This window comes from Sphingomonas sp. IC4-52 (assembly GCF_020707225.1).
In the GTDB taxonomy this organism is placed as follows: Bacteria; Pseudomonadota; Alphaproteobacteria; order Sphingomonadales; family Sphingomonadaceae; genus Sphingomonas.
Map to the genome: position 1 here is coordinate 162855 of NZ_JAJFEU010000006.1, position 15984 is coordinate 178838.

Here is a 15984-nt window from a genome sequence, read left to right on the forward strand (position 1 = left end):
GATTCGGCGAGCATATGGCAAATCGGCCCGTCCCGCACTATGTGCGCGCGCACTCATGGCAACACGTCTTCCTACACCGCCCCGCGTGGGCATGGTGTCGCTCGGCTGTCCCAAGAACTTGGTCGACAGCGAACGCATCCTCACTCAGCTGCGTGCTGACGGCTATCAGATGTCGCCCGATTACGCGGGCGCAGATGTCGTGCTCGTCAACACGTGCGGCTTCCTGGACTCCGCCAAGGAGGAAAGCCTCGAGGCGATCGGCGAAGCGATCGCGGAAAACGGTCGCGTTATCGTCACCGGCTGCATGGGCAATGAGGCCGAGACGATCCGGGCGCGCTTTCCGGGCGTTCTCGCGATCACTGGGGCTCATCAATATGAGCAGGTGGTTGAAGCGGTGCACGATGCCGCCCCGGCCAACCTGTCGCCCTATATCGACCTCGTGCCTGACGCCGGACTGAAGCTGACGCCGCGGCACTACAGCTATCTGAAGATTTCGGAGGGCTGCAATCATCGCTGCTCCTTCTGCATCATCCCGTCGCTGCGCGGCGATCTCGCCAGCCGACGTCCCGATGCGATCCTGCGCGAGGCGGAAAAGCTTGTCGCCGCTGGCACCAGGGAGCTGCTGGTCATCAGCCAGGACACGTCGGCCTACGGGCTGGACCTGCGCCACGCCGCTTATCCGCTGAAGGGCGGCGGCGAGGTGCGCGCGCACATGACCGATCTCGCGCGTGAGCTGGGGAAGATCGCGCCGTGGGTCCGCCTCCACTACGTCTACCCATATCCACACGTGGATCAGGTGATCCCACTAATGGCGGAAGGGCTGGTGCTCCCGTATCTCGATATCCCGTTCCAGCACGCGGCACCCAATGTGCTGCGCGCCATGAAGCGGCCGGCGAACGACGCAAAGGTTCTGGCTCGTCTGCGTGCCTGGCGCGAAGTGTGTCCGGACATCGCCATACGCTCCACCTTTGTGGTCGGCTTTCCCGGCGAAACCGAAGCGGACTTCAATTATCTGCTCGAATGGCTGGACGAGGCACAGCTTGATCGGGTCGGTGCGTTCCGGTTCGAACCGGTTGAGGGCGCCAGCGCGAATGCCCTTCCCGATCAGGTACCCGAAGAGGTCAAGGAGGAGCGCTACGCCCGCATCATGGAGCGAACGGCCGCCATCAGCGCTGCCAAGCTGCAGGCGAAGATCGGCCGCACGATGGAGGTCATCATCGATTCAGTCGGCGAAGACGGCGCTTCGGGCCGTTCCTATGCCGATGCGCCGGAGATCGACGGCGAAGTTCACCTGCGCGATGCCGGCCATCTTTCCGAGGGCGATATCGTGCGCGTGACCATCGAGGATGCCGACGAACACGATCTCTTTGGCGTTCCCGCTTGACCCCGGCGAAAGCGCTGCTATCAGGCGCGCCTCGCCCGGCGGAAAAGCCGCGGTGAATGCCCTTGGGGCGGAGTAGCTCAGCTGGTTAGAGCAGCGGAATCATAATCCGCGTGTCGGGGGTTCAAGTCCCTCCTCCGCTACCATTTCTTCAAGATCGTAGCATTGCGGCGGCGGACAGCCCGCCTGCGCTGACGCCCGGAGGCACCGGCGACTAGCCAGCGTGGAAGCGATGCTGCGACAGCGGCTCCCAGGGGCCGCCGCGATACCACCATGTCGCAAGCCCATCGATGATGAGCGGCCTGGGCCGAAACTCCCTACCCAGATCGGCAAGCAACGCCTTTGCCGTCGCTGGCTCCACCTTGTTCTGTATCGTCACATGTGGGCGCCAGCCCGCTTGGTCCTGCGGCGTCAGCAATCCTGCGAACGCCTCCGCCAAGCTGGCGCGGATCGCGGCAAGCTCGGCGCTGTCGACGCGGTAAGCGACGCCCCGGCCGAGGGAGAATGGCGCCGCCAGCGCGGCTTTGGGACGGGGCACCGCGCGCGTTTCCTCCGCCAGCCGCCACTTCAGTTCCTCAGCCGCGCTCGGCGGCAGATGATGGAACATGGTCAGGTGCGCGGCTAGGAAGTTGCGCTCTGGCGGGAAGTGGCGCTGCCGCAGCCCGTCCAACCAGATCTGATCGGACCGCCCAAGCAAGGCGGTCACGATGATCGGTGCCGGCGGCGACTCGCTCAAATCTCTATCTGGCTGCCGAGTTCGACGACACGGTTCGTGGGCAGCCGGAAGAACTCCATCGCGCTTTCCGCATTCCGCAGCATCCAGGAGAACAGCTTCTCACGCCAGATCGCCATGCCCGGGTGCGCCGACGCGAGCAGCGTCTGGCGGGAGAGGAAGAAGCTGGTCTCCATCATCCGGAACTCCCCGCCGCATTGGTCGAACGACTTCAACGCCGCTGGGATGTCCGGCGATTCCATGAACCCATACCGGAGGATCACGCGGTGGAAGCCTTCGCCCAGCACCTCGTGGTTGAAACGGTCTTGCTCCGGATAGAATGGCATGTCCGTGACCTTCACGGTCAGCAGGATGACGCGCTCGTGAAGCACGCGATTATGCTTCAGGTTGTGCAGCAGGGCGGGCGGCACCCCTTCGGGGGTTGAGGTCATGAACACCGCCGTTCCGGTCACGCGAGTCGCGCTGTTCGCCGCCGAGCCGATGAACACCTTGATCGGCATGGCGCCCTCACGCATTCGCTCCAGCATCAGCTTGCGCCCCGTCGCCCAGGTCGTGAGCAGAACAAAGACGATGATCGCGACCAGCAACGGGAACCAGCCACCGTCCGGCACTTTCGTCAGGTTCGACGAGAAATACAGGCCGTCGATCAGCAGGAAGCTGGCCACGAACGGCACGACCGCCGCGATCGGCCAATGCCAGACGCGCTGGATGAGCACGGCGACCATGCAGGTCGAAATGAACATCGTGCCGGTCACGGCGATGCCATAGGCCGCCGCCAGGTTCGAAGACTCGCGAAAGCCGAAGATCAGCAATAGCACCATCACCATCAGCGCCCAGTTGACGGACGGGATGTAGATCTGCCCCGCGGCCGAAGCGCTGGTATGATCGATGCGCAGGCGCGGCATCAGGCCGAGCTGCACGGCTTGCTGAACCACCGAATAGGCGCCGGTGATCACCGCCTGGCTGGCGATCACCGTCGCCAGCGTGGCGAGGATCACCAGCGGCAGGCGCCATTGCTCCGGCGCCATCAGGAAGAACGGGTTCTGGGCGGCCGAGGGGTCGCCCAGCAGCAGCGCGCCCTGGCCAAGGTAATTCAGCATCAACGCTGGAAAGACGAACCACAGCCAGGCGAGCGCGATTGGCCGGCGGCCGAAATGCCCCATGTCGGCGTACAGCGCCTCGGCGCCCGTTACCGCCAGCACCACCGAACCTAGCGCCAGGAAGGCCAGCGTGCCATCGGCAGCGGCAAACCGGATCGCCCATCGCGGATCAAGCGCCAGCAGGACCTCCGGCTGGGCGGCGACGTGAATCAGGCCGAGCACCGACAGGGTCACGAAGTAGACCGCCATGATCGGGCCGAAGAGCTTGCCCACCTTCGCCGTGCCGACCTTCTGAAGGTAGAACAGCCCGATCATGATCGCCGCCGCGATGGGGATGACGAAGCTGTCGAACCGCTGCTCCACGGTCGCGAGCCCCTCCACCGCGGACAGCACCGAAATGGCCGGAGTGATCATGCAGTCACCGAAGAACAGCGCCGTCGCCAGGACACCGAGCATAACGAGGCTCGGTCCCCATCGCTTGCCCGGTCCGCTCCGGCGCTGGATCAGCGCCAGCAGGGCCAGGCTCCCGCCTTCTCCGTTGTTGTCGGCGCGAAGGATGACCATCACGTACTTGAACGTCACGATCAGTACGAGCGACCAGAACACCAGGCTCAGCACGCCGAAGATATGCAAGCGATCAACGGCGAGTGGGTGGTGCCCGACGAACACCTCCTTCATCGCGTAAAGCGGGCTGGTGCCGATGTCGCCATAGACGACGCCGATCGCCCCCAGCGCCAGCTTGCTGAGCCCGTCGCTATGGTGATCGTGCGGGATGGTGGCCGGCGCGGCGGTGGGAGCGGTACTGCTCACCGACGATCAACCAGCGCCAGGTTCAAGGGCAACAAAACCACCGTCATCCTGTAAAAGCCTGGGCGCGCCTAGCACTTCGCAACCGCGCCGCAAGGGGAACATTGCAGGAACGCGGGAGTTCCACTCCTCGAAGGAGACCATCATGGTTGAGAGCAATCCCAAGAGCGAACCGTTTTCGAACGCCGAGAAGGACCCGGATGACTGGACCACGGGTGACGAGCCGATGACCGGCGCTCAGGCCAGTTATCTCAAGACCTTGAGCGAAGAGGCAGGTGAGGAGTTCGACGAGGCGCTGACCAAGGCCGAGGCGTCGAAACGCATCGACGCACTCCAGGACAAGACCGGGCGAGGGAAATAGCGCCATTTGGTTGGCCAACGAGCAGGCAAGCTGCCGGATCCGCCGCGATCGCGGCGCTACCGCCCCGCCTGCTCTACGGCCGCCATGTAGCGATCGAGCACGATCAGCTGGCCCGCAAGCTGCCGACGATATTCCGTACCCTCCCGCGACAAGGATACGGCCCGGGCGAGCAGCCGCCGCGCGGCCGGCAGGTCACCCGCGCGAATATAGGCCAGTGCGGCATAATAAGGCGGGCCCGGATGTTCGGGTGCGAGGTGCATGGCCCGTCCGAACGCCAGCTTGGCCGCCGGCGACATCTGGTCGCCGTCGTGAATGGCCAGATTGGTCCCCAGCTGGGTCCACAGAATGAAGCTTTGCGGAATGGCGCGAACCCCGCCCAGCACCACCTGCGCTGCGGCGCGCCGATCGCCGGCCCGCAACATGGCGTCGGATGCCACCAGATAGGCGGTGTCGGCGGTGAACCGGCCCATCAGCCGCTCGCGCAGGGCGATGCTTTCGGGCTCCACGGCGACCGGGTTTGCAGTGGGCTTCGCTGGCGCCGCGGCAAGCGCCGGTCGCCCCTGCCATGCGTAGCCAGCCGCACCCAGGAACAGCGCGGCGCCGGCAAAGGACCACACCAGGCGCGGCAGCCGAAGCAACACCATGGCACCAAAGGCAAGCGCACCGATCACGGCAAGGGCGATGTAGCCCGTCACTGATCCAGGCTCTTGGTTTCGTGCATCTTGCCGGCAAGCTCCGGCGGCATGTACTTCTCGTCGTGCTTCGCCAGCAGGTTGGAGGCGACAAACGATCCGTCGCGCTGGAAGCGGCCCTCGGCCACCACGCCCGAACCTTCGCGGAACAGGTCGGGCACGATCCCCGCAAAGCTCACCGGCGTCGTCGCGCGCCCGTCCGTGACGCGGAAATGCACGGTTACGCCATCGGCCGCGCGCGCCACGGAGCCGCCCGCCACCATGCCGCCCAGTCGCACCGCCCGGTCGGCAAGCAGCACCTCTGGCGTAACATCGGACGGCGCGTAGAAGAACGCTGCCTGATCCTTCAGGCCGGACAGGGCAAGCAGCGCCGCCACGGCAACCGCGACCAACGCGGCACCTGCCAGCCACAATCGTTGATGCTTCGCCTTCATCGCCGGTCCTTTTCGGCGCGGCGCATTGCCCGAAGGCTGGCCAGCGCAATGATCGCGCACGTGCCCAATGCCACTGCGTAAGCGGAGAAGACGAACGGCCAGGCGTTCACGTCGTTGCCCTCCGGCGCAGCCGCGCCTCCGCCTTGGCAATCGCCAGCAGGGTCCGCATGCGCATCAGCACGATTGCGCCGAACAGGAAGCTGAAGCCCGCCAGCATGATCGGCAACGGCCACAGGATGGACGCGTCGATCGACGATCGTGTCAGCCCGATGCTCGGCCCCTGATGCAGCGTATTCCACCACACAACGGAATAGCGGATGATCGGCAGCAGCACCGTACCGGCGATGCCGAACAAGGCGGCGATCCGCCCGTCCCCGCCGCGCTCGCGATCGGCACGCGCCAGAGCGATGTAGGCGAGGTAAACGAAGAACAGCAGCAGCATGGAGGTCAGCCGTCCATCCCACTGCCAATAAGTGCCCCAGGTAGGGCGTCCCCAGATGGCGCCCGTGACAAGGCACACGGCGGCGAAGGTCGCCCCCGGCACCGCAATGGCACGCGCCGCGACATCCGCCAGCGGATGGCGCCAGACGAGATAGGCAATGCTGGAGATCGCAATGCCGCTCCACCCACCCATGCCAAGCCAGGCGGCGGGAACGTGGACGTACATGATGCGCACCGATTCGCCCTGAAGGTAATCGGGCGGCGTTTGCGTCAGCCCGGCCCAGCAACCGATCGCGATCAGCGCAACGCCCATCCACCCGAACAGGGAGGTGAGCGGTCGCGCGATCTTCAGGAAGCGCGCAGGATTGGCGAGGGCATGGAGCGCGGGCACGATGGTGTCATCCCATATGGGCAAATTCGCGTGTCGTCATCGCTTGACTGACGCGTACCCCGCTCCTCTCACGATTGACGGCACGGCGGAGGGTCGATGCCCCCCGCTCGCCCCCTGTGGCGGCTTCAGCCCCGGCCGATGAGCCGCTTCGCGATCCGATCCGCGACATCCGCTGCCGGGTCGCCGCTGGCGTCGCTTTCGTCCCACACCTCGATCAGGCGGTCGGGGATGCGTGCGATCCGCCCCTTCACTTCCGCCTCATCCCCATGACCCAGATATTCCAGGCCCACGTTGATGATGCCGCCGGCATTGATCACGTAATCCGGCGCAAACAGGATACCGCGCTCATGAACGCGGCGGCCATCATCGCGGGTCGCAAGCTGGTTGTTGGCGCCACCGGCGATCACCTTCGCCTTGACGGCGCCGATCGACTGTTCGGTCAGCACCGCGCCAAGCGCGTTCGGGCTCACCAGATCGACATCGGCCGAAAGGATCTCTTCCGTCGGGGCCGTCGTGGCGCCGATCTCGGCAGCCAGTGCCTCGGCCCGCTGCTGGTTGACGTCGGCGAGCGTCAGCACCGCGCCGTCCGCCGCCAGCAGGCGCGCCAGACCGCCGCCGACCGAGCCGACACCCTGAATGGCGACGCGAACGCCCTTCATGTCGGTCGCGCCCAGACCACGCTGAGCCGCCGCCTTCACGCCCAAATAGACGCCCATGGCCGTATAGGGACCCGGGTCGCCGCCAGCGGCGCCGCTCGCCACCGGCAAGCCGGACACGTAGCGGGTCTCTTCCGAGATCACCTTCATCCGGGCTTCGGACATGCCGACGTCCTCTGCCGTGACGTAGCGGCCGCCCAGCGACTCAACCGCCCGGCCGAACGCCCGCAGTTGCGCTTCGCTGATGGTGGCGCCAGGCGCATCGGCGAGCACGACGCCCTTGCCGCCGCCCAGCTCGAGGCCCGCCATGGCATTCTTGAAGCTCATGCCACGCGACAGCCGAAGCGCGTCGGTGATCGCTGCGGTATGATCGGCATAGTGCCAGAACCGCACACCACCGGCCGCCGGGCCGAGAGCCGTGGAATGAACCGCAATTACGGCGCGCAGGCCGGATGCCGGATCGGTGAAAAGGTGGACGCCCTCATGGTCGTCAAAGTCGGGGAAGCCCCACGCGGTCATGTCGTTCCCGGGGAAAAAATGGGGCGATCGACGGGACTTGAACCCGCGACCCTCGGTACCACAAACCGATGCTCTAACCAACTGAGCTACGATCGCCGTGAGAAAGCGCGCCCCTACGGCTCGGGGGTTGAGGCGTCAAGGTTCGACACGCAATTTCCTTCGAGCTTTGAACGGAATTGATTGGCCCGGTGGCCACGCTCCGCCCGTCGCCGGCCAATTTTACCCACGCTGCGCTCAGAAACGTCCTTCGATCGCCAGTTCCATCCCGCGGTCCGTCTGGATGAAACCGCTGGCCTGCAGCCTGGCGCTGGCTGCCGGATCGGACGGCTGCAACGTCAACTCGGCACGGTATCGTCCATCAGGCCACAGCCGGATCGTGCTTCCTTCATTCCCAGCGGCGCTGACCAGCGGCAGCAGCAAGGCACCTGAATCGCAGCGAGCGTTGCCGTTAAGCGACGCCGGCACCGTCATTCCCCCGATTTCTCCGCTCATGGTTGCTCGCACCCGCCCCTCGGCCTGTTCGCACGAGTCGCCGCGGAAGCGGACGCTGACGTCCTGAAGATCCAGCAGCGTCACCGGAACCGGGCGGAAGGTCCCGCCGACCGGCAACGACGCGGTAACATCGTCCAGGCCGAAGCTGTGCCTGCTGATCCCGACCGCGCCCGACAAGCGCGGGGCAGAGCCCGCCGCGCCCTCCACACCGTCCAGATCGACGCGCGCGCGCCCCACGACAAGCTGCACCGGCGAGACGCCTGCCGAAAGGTCGCCCAGCGCGATCCGGCCGAATGCCGCTTCGCGCAACTCGCCGGCCCAGACACTGCCCGTGACTTCCCGAGCCGTCATTCCCTGCTCGGCCAGCCCGAACCACGCCAGGGCAAGGCGAAGCGGCAGGAAGGCGATCAAGGCCACGACGAAAAAAGCCAGAAACAACGCGCCGGGCCCGGTCGCCATTCGTATCCGCCTCATGGCGCCCTCCCCCTCAACGTCAGCGTTGCGGACACGGTGCCGTCACCATTCCCATTGATGGTGGAGGCATCCACGAGCAGGCCGTCCGCCTCCAGCCCGGCGATCCAGCCCAGCAGAGGGCCGGGCCGGGCCGTGGCAATGGCGATCCGGATCCGGTCGCCCTCCGGCTCCAGGTTCGCAAGGACGAACCCTGCCTCATCGGCTCGCGCCCGCACCACATCGGTCAGCGACCCTTCGGGCGTTCGCGGCCGCGCGCGCTGGATCGCCTTCACCTGCGCGACCTGCGCCTTCACTTCGCCCAGACGGATCTCGGCGCTGGCATGGCGCTGGCGAGTCGATTCCAGCCCGTCGCGCACCGGCCGGATGATGCCAGCGAACACCAGGGTGATCACGAACAGCGCCACCATCACCATCAGCAGCCGCTGTTCGCGAAGGGTGCGGCCCCGGAACCAGATCAGCAAAGCGTTCATGGCAGGGCCGCCGTCACGTCTCCGCGCACACGCTGCCCGTCCGATTGGAAGGTGCTCGCAGTGACAGCGAAGCCTGCCCCCCTTAGCCGGTCCAGCAATTGGTTGGCCTGAGCCTCGCCATTCGCGGCCACGGTGGCGCGCAGCTCTCCACTGGGTTCGAAAGCGATCGCGATCACCTCGGTCCCTTCAACCTCGCGCGTGGCGTTCGCCAGCACGGCAACCGTTGCGCTGAACCCAGCGCCTGGGCCTCGCAGGCGCGACAGTCGTTCACTGAGCAGCCGCCCCGCATCTCCCTGATCCGCGCCGCGCGGCAGACCCTCACGCGCCAGCGCCTCGGCCTGCGCTTCCGCCGCATCGGCAGCGATCGCATACCGTGTGATTCGCACCAGATCGATCATCAGCGTCAGCAGCAGGACCAGACCGGCCAGCACTGCCAGCCGACGTATCAGCGGCCAATCGACCGCGCGACGCTTGCGCCGCGCAAACGGCCCCTGACGCAGGTTCAGCTGCGGGCTCGTCGCGCTGGAGATGATGTTCAACTCCACCTCATCGCGGCCCAAGGTCTCCGGCGGTCGCCCGCCTGTGACGAGCTCGGTCAGGCGGGCTTCATCGGCAAAGCCGCTCGTCGCGCCGCGAATAACTGGTTGGCCGCCCAGTTCGGCTCGAACATATCCCTCCACAGGCGGCGCGATCAGCAGCGGGGCTGGAACGATCGCCCCTGGATCGATGCCGAGGCCGGAAAGCGACGCCAGCCACTCACGCATACGTTCAATCGCGACCACGCCGATCGGCCGCTCGTCTTCCGACGCCTCACCCACCGCCACGTGGAGGCCGTCGATTGGCGCGGCACTCGCGTCAGAAACCACGATCCGCGCCGCAGCCACGGCCTGCGCTTGCGACCGCGCGGGAAGGCTCGACCAGTGGAGCGTCACTGCGTCGGCGGGCGCAACGGCAATGGTTTCGCCCCCCGTCTGCTCCGGCGCACCCTCGCCGCGCGCGGCCACCGCATTGTTCTCCAGCCGCAGCCATCGCCAGGGCTGATCGGCATGGGCCGGCAGGAAGATGATCGTCGCACTCATAGGATCTCGCCCCATTGCCGCGAGACGAGCCGTGCCGGAAGCGTCGTCGCATCGATCACCCCCCGCTCCTGCAGCTCGCTGTCCCCCACGGAGACATCTATCCGCACGTCGAACCAGGTGGTGATCACGCCGGTCTGTTGTTCCGCAAGCGGATCCGTGATGCCGGAGGCCGCGAAGATCTTCCAGAAATCCTGCGTATCCCCAAACCCGCCAGCGGGCCGCCGCAACAGACCTGCCGCCGCGGCCTGGACGCTCAAGGTGTCCGGCAACAGCATCGCGACAAGCGGCGCCTGTTCGGGGGTCAGCGTGTTGACGTTGATCGTCGATCGCTTCGCCTGCGGCAGGGTACAAAGCCAGGGCCGCAGCCGGGCATAGGCCTCGCCGGTCACACCGGCCACCGCGCGCAACTCGCTGGGATCAACCATCAGCGTGCCCGAGGTGCGGTAGGGCGTCGGAAGTCCGGTATAGGCGCCGTCTTCAGCGCCCCCGCCGAGCGGCTCATCGTCGCTGTCGATCCAGTCCGCGGCCGCCGCGGCGATCCCCTCCCCGCCGGGTATGTTGAGCAGCCTCGCCAGCCGCGCAAACTGCGCCACCGCGGTGGGATCGGCGACATATCTGCCATCAAGTTCGGTGACCAGGCCATTGAGGTTGAAGCAATTCCCGCCGTCACTTACCCGAACGGTCGCTGCCCCGCCGGGTAGCGGAAGGGAGAAAGGCTGATTGCTCCAGCCGCCCGCCAGCGTGACCCGGTCCGGGCTCTGCCGCAGCAATTGGGTAATCCTGCCGGTTGCCAGCGTCTCCGCAGCAAAAGCAAGGCTGCGTGCCTGGTCCAGCGCCACGGCATTGGCGGTCAGCCGGGTGGACAAGCGCAACCGTTCCATCGCCGTGGCTGCCATGACGGCAACGATCGCGACCAGTAGCAATACCGTCAGCAACGCCGCTCCGCGCTCCCCGGGCCGCTTATTGCTCGCCATCAGGCGCTCCCACTGGAGGCGCCATCGCCACGGCCGGCGCGGCACCACTGCCGACCAGGAACAGCTGGCGGAAAGTCACGCCGTCGCGGCGCTGCAACGTCAGTTCCAGCGCTTGCGGCAAAGCGGCAGCCTGCGTGCCGTTCCAACTCTCGCTCCACGCGCCCGCGATCCGGTACCTCAGCTTCGCACCGGCGACGTCGGTCAAGGCGGCGGAGGCTGGCAAGGGCGCGGCTCCATCGACCATGGGCCAGGCAACGCGCTGGAATACGCCGTCGGCCAAACGGTAGCTCACCTTTTGCAACGTCGATCGTGGCTCCGCATCGATGTTGCTCCACCCCGCCCGCACGAATGTGACGCTGGTTGCATCGCCGACAAAGGCCGGGAACCTCGTGCCCCGCTCATCGCGTGCCGGTCGGTTCATCGCCTGCGCGAGATCGGCGGCAAGCAGGGACGATTGCCGGGCAAGCCCGCCCACGTCATCGAGCCGCGCCGTCGTGGCAGCCTGGGCGCGAATGCTGAACGCCAGAAGCGCCACCCCTGCCGACGCGATCAGGCCGAAGATCATCAGCGCGACCATCACTTCGACCAGCGTGAAGCCTGCCTCAGCGCGCGGCGCTCGTGGTCGCGACCCGCGCTGCCGACGGGTGCCACCGCTCCGCCGGGGGGAGCCACTTGCGGACGATCGCCCGCGCGTGGTTGGCCCGGGCAGTATCATGACGTGGTCACGGTCGTTTGCGGCGGCCGGATCATCGTCAACCGCCCGACTGCTCGCCCGCCAGCGTCCATCACCGCCACGTCGATGCGCAAGATCTGGGCATCGCCAGTGCGCCGCACCTCGCGCGCCCAGCGCCAGGCACGGCCGCCATTCTGCTCGACGCCGCTGGTCCGTCCGAGGGCGGGCGATGCCGGCGCGGTGATCGCATCCACGGCGACGTTGCGGGCCACCATCTGCGCCATGATCGTGTCGCCCAGCACAGCTGTGGAGCGGATCGTCGCGCCTTCCAGCCGGATCAGCGCCAGGGCAGCAAGGCTGAACACGGCGAGGGCCACCATCACCTCGATCAGGGTGAAGCCGGCTGCCCCGCCGCGACGCGAGCGGCGCGCGAGGGCGGATCGCCGGCAGGAACGCGGCTCAGCCATCAACCCACGCGCCCTTGTCATCGCCAACCGTTACCGTCAGCCGGGTGCGCTCGCGGCGCAGCGGCACCACCAGCACCCGATCGGCCATGCCGGTGGTGTCGAACGTGACTCGCGCCCGCTCCGGAAGCACCGCCTGCGTACCCTCGCTCCATTGCGACACGCGCAGCGGCTTTTCGGCGATCGCGATCCACTGGCCGCCGCGCCGCTCGTCGAAGCCATAGCCGCCCGGCGTAACCCACACGCTGACCGGACGCCCGCCAATCACTGCAGCGTCGCGGGCCGCCCGCACGCGCGTGGCAAAGCGCGCGCCTTCATCCGCGAGGCGCCCGCGCGGATCCGGCATGGCGAGAACAGCCGCCGCGGAGGCAAGGCCAATCACCGCGATCACGATCATCAATTCGACAAGAGTGAAGCCACGCGCCGCCCCGGGCCTTACCGCCCGCGATCGACCCCAAAGGCGCAAGGCGGCACGAGCAGCCAAGGTGCGCCTATTGCCAGGAACCGATGTCGGCGTTGATCCCGTCGCCACCTTCCTGGCCATCGGCGCCGTTGCTCCAGACATCGGCCGCGCCATGTTTGCCCGGCGAGGCATAGAGATACGCCCGGCCCCACGGATCCTCGGGCAGCTTCTTGATGTAGCCACCGGCCTGGTAAGCGGCAGGATTGGAAAGCCCCGCAGGCGCCGTCACCAGTGCATCGAGGCCCTGGGCCGTCGTCGGATAGCTGTTCTGCTGAAGCCGATAGAGTTCGAGCGCCTGCTCGATAGTGGCGATGTCGGCCTTCGCCTTCTGCACCTTCGCGGTATCCCCGGAAGGAATGACGTTGAGCGCCACGATGGTGGCCAGCAAGCCGATGATGACAATCACCACCATCAGCTCGACCAGCGTGAAGCCGTTCCGCTTCCGACGCTTTCTCAGTTCTTTGCGCATGATATCTCTCATTGCCCCGCAAGCGTGTTGAGCTGCAGGATGGGAAGCAGGATGGATAGCACGATTGTCGCCACGATGCCGCCCATCACCACGATGATCGCCGGCTCCAGCAAGGACATGGCGGTGGCGGTGAAGCGATCGAATTCCCGCTCCAAGTAATCCGCAGCACGCTCCAGCATTTCGTCCAGCCGACCCGCCGCTTCGCCTGACGCCGCCAGATAGGTGAGCAGCGGCGGGAACACTCCGGCCCGCCGCATGGCCGAGGATAAACTGCCGCCACCCCGGATCGACTCGGTGATCTGGTCGGAGGCCAGCTTCAGCCGACGATTGTGGATCGTGCCGGCAGTCAGCGCGAGACCTTCGAGAAGCGGCAGGCGGCTTGCCACCATGGTGGCCAGTGTCCGCGCCATTCGGGCAGCATGAAGATCCCTCAGCAGCCGCCCAAGCAGCGGAATACGCAGCAGCCAGGTGTCAAAGGCCAGGCGAACCGGCGGCTGCCGGAGCGCGACCGCGAAGCCGGCCACCAGCACGGCAGCGACCAGCAGCATCAGCCACCACCAGCCGACCAGCACGTCGGAGATGCCGATCACGATCCGGGTCAGCAGTGGCAGCTGCTGTCCAACCGTGTCGAATTGTTCCACCACCTGCGGCACCACGAAGATCATCAGCGCGGCAACGACGCCCATGGCGACACACGCGAGGATCGTGGGATAAGCCAATGCCGTCAGCAGCTTGCCGCGGATTTCTGCCTGCCGCTCGAGGAGCCCCGACAGACGCTCGAGAATGGCGGGCAGCGTACCGGAGCTCTCGCCGGCGGCGACCATGGCCCGGTATAACGCCGGGAAACTTCTCGGCTCGCGTCCCATCGCATCAGCCAGGCGGCGCCCTTCCACCACCCCTGCATGCACGGTCTGAACGACGTTGCGCACCTTCTCCTGCTCCGTCTGCCGCGTAATGGTGCGCAGCGACTCCTCCAGCGGCGACACGCGAGAAAGCGTCGCCAGCTGGCGCGTGAACAGGGTCAGTTGCTTGGCCGACATTTTCGGCCTGCCGATCTGCAAACCGAACAATGGTCGCCCACGCGCGGCGGGGGCGCTGCCCGGCTCGAGACGCACCACATACAGCCGCCGACGGTCAAGCACCGCCCGCGCCGTTTCCACGTCCACCGCGGAAACATGGCCGCGCGTTTCCTGCCCGCGCGTATCAATGGCCAGATAATCGAAGTCGGGCACGCGGCCTTACCCCCGACCGGCGCGCCAAGCGCGGGCAATGGTGCGAGCGGGGCTCGCCACGTTCGTTGCTTTCATGGCATGCCAGCAGGCACGGACAAGAGACTGATATTCTTCAGTCATTGTCTTCACGCCGCGACACGCGCACCGCCTCTTCTGGGGTCGTCACGCCTTCTTCCACCATCCGGCGTGCAGCCGCGCTCAGCGTTTCGCTGCGCGCAAAGGCATGGGCAGCAATGGACGCTTCATCGGCGCCATCGTTGATCATGCGGCGAATGGTTTCGTCGATCCTCACGGCTTCGAACACGCCGACCCGGCCCTTGAAGCCGCTGTGGTTGCACTCCGCACAGCCCGCCGGTTCGTACACCACCGCCTCACGCCCGATCCCCAGCAGCGGTGCCACGGTGTCGCCGGCCGACAAGGCACGGCGACAGGTCGGGCACAGCCGGCGCACCAGCCGCTGCGCAATGACCGCGCGCAGCGTGGAGGCAAGCAGGAACGGCTCTACCTTCATGTCACGCATACGCGTGATCGCGCCGACGGCGTCGTTGGTGTGCACCGTCGACAGCACGAGATGCCCGGTAAGCGAGGCCTGAACCGCGATTTCCGCGGTTTCGCGATCGCGGATCTCGCCCACCATCACCACGTCAGGGTCCTGGCGCAGGATCGCACGCAGCCCGGCGGCAAAGGTCAGGCCGACCTTCGCATTCACCTGAGTCTGCCCCACCCCCTCGACCGCATATTCGACGGGATCCTCGACGGTCAGGATGTTGCGGCTGCCGTCGTTGAGCAGGCGCAGCGCTGCATACAGCGTGGTGGTCTTGCCGCTGCCGGTTGGCCCGGTGACCAGCACGATGCCGTTCGGCTCGTTGACTGCCGCTTCCAGCATGGCGTGCATCGGCTTGGACATGCCGAGCGCGTCGAGGTCGATGCCGGCATTATCCTTGTCGAGGATACGCAGCACGACCCGCTCGCCTGCCCGGCTCGGCAGCGTCGACACACGCACGTCCAGCAGCTTGCCGCCCAGTGTCAGGCCCATGCGCCCATCCTGGGGCACGCGCCGCTCCGCAATGTCGAGCCGCGCCATCACCTTGATCCGGCTAACCACCACCGGCGCGACATGGGGCGGCATGCGCAGCGTTTCGCGCAGCACGCCATCCACGCGCATGCGGACGACGAGCCCGGTTTCATAAGGCTCGATGTGAATGTCGGACACGCCGTTGCGGGCCGCATCCGCGATCACGCCGTTGATCAGTCGAATTGCCGGCGCGTCGTCGGCCGTGTCCAGCAGATCCTCGGCAGTGGGGATGCCGTCGGCCAGCAGGTCGAGCTCATCGCCCATGCCGACCGCGGCAAGCGCCGTCGCCTGGCCGTCCATGGCGTAATTGTCGCCGAGCAGGCGGTCGAACGCCGCCGGCTCCAGCACCGTCACGTCAAACGGGCGACCAAGAACGCGGCGCACCTCGATCAGCGCCCGTGGATCCGCCCCCTCTCTCAGGGCAACGGCGTCTCCGGACAGCGTGACCCCGAACTTGCGTGCGAAAGCATAGGGAAGCGACACCAGCGCGGGCGCATGATCGTGGCCGGCTAGCGATGCCCCCGATCCCTGTCCCGCGTCCATCGGCGCGATGGCTCCACCCGCGCCACCCGCCGCCGCCGGAAATGCGGGCGAAGACAGATCG

At 66.7% G+C, this 15984-nt stretch carries 18 protein-coding genes and 2 tRNA genes; 3 read left to right on the plus strand and 17 right to left on the minus strand.

From position 1 onward, the window contains the following. Nucleotides 1-55 precede the first annotated feature (55 nt). Both rimO and LK535_RS14655 read left to right on the plus strand, forming a co-directional pair. Nucleotides 56-1384 carry a 30S ribosomal protein S12 methylthiotransferase RimO gene (gene rimO, locus LK535_RS14650; RefSeq protein ID WP_227772664.1) on the plus strand — a complete coding sequence of 443 codons (1329 nt, stop codon included), beginning with the start codon at nucleotides 56-58 and terminating at the stop codon, nucleotides 1382-1384. Nucleotides 1385-1450: 66 nt separating this feature from the next. After that, nucleotides 1451-1527, plus strand: a tRNA-Met gene (locus tag LK535_RS14655). 68 nt (nucleotides 1528-1595) lie between these two features. On the opposite strand, the gene LK535_RS14660 is transcribed toward LK535_RS14655, so the two are convergent. Both LK535_RS14660 and LK535_RS14665 read right to left on the minus strand, forming a co-directional pair. Further along, entirely contained in the window at nucleotides 1596-2117 is a 522-nt protein-coding gene (locus LK535_RS14660) for a 2'-5' RNA ligase family protein (protein ID WP_227772665.1), read from the minus strand. Further along, nucleotides 2114-4024 (minus strand): potassium transporter Kup, encoded by a 1911-nt coding sequence (locus LK535_RS14665; RefSeq protein ID WP_227772666.1) that lies wholly within the window; start codon nucleotides 4022-4024, stop codon nucleotides 2114-2116. The genes LK535_RS14660 and LK535_RS14665 overlap by 4 nt, the downstream gene beginning before the upstream one ends. Before the next feature lie 142 nt (nucleotides 4025-4166). Between LK535_RS14665 and LK535_RS14670 the strand changes: the two genes are divergently transcribed. After that, complete coding sequence (locus LK535_RS14670; protein ID WP_227772667.1) at nucleotides 4167-4382, plus strand: DUF3072 domain-containing protein; 216 nt, start codon at nucleotides 4167-4169, stop codon at nucleotides 4380-4382. Nucleotides 4383-4438: 56 nt separating this feature from the next. Here LK535_RS14670 and LK535_RS14675 read toward each other — a convergent pair whose 3' ends face one another. The 15 genes from LK535_RS14675 to LK535_RS14745 form a co-directional block, all read right to left on the minus strand. Next, the gene (locus tag LK535_RS14675; RefSeq protein WP_227772668.1) at nucleotides 4439-5077 is read right to left on the minus strand and encodes a hypothetical protein; all 639 of its coding nucleotides are present in this window, start codon (nucleotides 5075-5077) and stop codon (nucleotides 4439-4441) included. Then, the gene (ccmE, locus tag LK535_RS14680; RefSeq protein WP_227772669.1) at nucleotides 5074-5508 is read right to left on the minus strand and encodes a cytochrome c maturation protein CcmE; all 435 of its coding nucleotides are present in this window, start codon (nucleotides 5506-5508) and stop codon (nucleotides 5074-5076) included. The genes LK535_RS14675 and ccmE overlap by 4 nt, the downstream gene beginning before the upstream one ends. Nucleotides 5509-5614: 106 nt before the next feature. After that, nucleotides 5615-6340, minus strand: a complete 726-nt coding sequence (gene ccmC / locus LK535_RS14685; protein ID WP_227772670.1) for a heme ABC transporter permease CcmC — start codon at nucleotides 6338-6340, stop codon at nucleotides 5615-5617. Nucleotides 6341-6465: 125 nt separating this feature from the next. Beyond that, nucleotides 6466-7515, minus strand: a complete 1050-nt coding sequence (locus tag LK535_RS14690) for a Glu/Leu/Phe/Val family dehydrogenase (RefSeq protein ID WP_227772671.1) — start codon at nucleotides 7513-7515, stop codon at nucleotides 6466-6468. A gap of 19 nt (nucleotides 7516-7534) precedes the next feature. Next, a tRNA-His gene (locus LK535_RS14695) sits at nucleotides 7535-7611 on the minus strand. Nucleotides 7612-7749: 138 nt separating this feature from the next. Next, entirely contained in the window at nucleotides 7750-8481 is a 732-nt protein-coding gene (gene gspN, locus LK535_RS14700) for a type II secretion system protein N (RefSeq protein ID WP_227772672.1), read from the minus strand. After that, a complete protein-coding gene (gspM, locus tag LK535_RS14705; protein ID WP_227772673.1) occupies nucleotides 8478-8951 on the minus strand; it encodes a type II secretion system protein GspM in 474 nt (157 codons plus the stop codon). Before gspM ends, gspN begins: the two co-directional genes overlap by 4 nt. Further along, complete coding sequence (gspL, locus tag LK535_RS14710) at nucleotides 8948-10030, minus strand: type II secretion system protein GspL (protein WP_227772674.1); 1083 nt, start codon at nucleotides 10028-10030, stop codon at nucleotides 8948-8950. Before gspL ends, gspM begins: the two co-directional genes overlap by 4 nt. Continuing rightward, a complete protein-coding gene (gene gspK, locus LK535_RS14715; protein ID WP_227772675.1) occupies nucleotides 10027-11004 on the minus strand; it encodes a type II secretion system minor pseudopilin GspK in 978 nt (325 codons plus the stop codon). Before gspK ends, gspL begins: the two co-directional genes overlap by 4 nt. Next, the gene (gene gspJ, locus LK535_RS14720; RefSeq protein ID WP_265334252.1) at nucleotides 10991-11719 is read right to left on the minus strand and encodes a type II secretion system minor pseudopilin GspJ; all 729 of its coding nucleotides are present in this window, start codon (nucleotides 11717-11719) and stop codon (nucleotides 10991-10993) included. Before gspJ ends, gspK begins: the two co-directional genes overlap by 14 nt. Beyond that, on the minus strand, nucleotides 11716-12144 hold the full coding sequence (gene gspI / locus LK535_RS14725; RefSeq protein WP_227772676.1) for a type II secretion system minor pseudopilin GspI: 429 nt from the start codon (nucleotides 12142-12144) through the stop codon (nucleotides 11716-11718). Before gspI ends, gspJ begins: the two co-directional genes overlap by 4 nt. Further along, nucleotides 12137-12625, minus strand: a complete 489-nt coding sequence (locus LK535_RS14730; protein ID WP_227772677.1) for a Tfp pilus assembly protein FimT/FimU — start codon at nucleotides 12623-12625, stop codon at nucleotides 12137-12139. Before LK535_RS14730 ends, gspI begins: the two co-directional genes overlap by 8 nt. Before the next feature lie 7 nt (nucleotides 12626-12632). Then, nucleotides 12633-13073 (minus strand): type II secretion system major pseudopilin GspG, encoded by a 441-nt coding sequence (gspG, locus tag LK535_RS14735; RefSeq protein ID WP_227772678.1) that lies wholly within the window; start codon nucleotides 13071-13073, stop codon nucleotides 12633-12635. Between the two features lie 8 nt (nucleotides 13074-13081). Beyond that, nucleotides 13082-14305 (minus strand): type II secretion system inner membrane protein GspF, encoded by a 1224-nt coding sequence (gspF, locus tag LK535_RS14740; RefSeq protein WP_227772679.1) that lies wholly within the window; start codon nucleotides 14303-14305, stop codon nucleotides 13082-13084. Nucleotides 14306-14417: 112 nt separating this feature from the next. Beyond that, nucleotides 14418-15923 (minus strand): GspE/PulE family protein, encoded by a 1506-nt coding sequence (locus LK535_RS14745; RefSeq protein WP_227772736.1) that lies wholly within the window; start codon nucleotides 15921-15923, stop codon nucleotides 14418-14420. Between the last annotated feature and the right edge of the window lie 61 nt (nucleotides 15924-15984).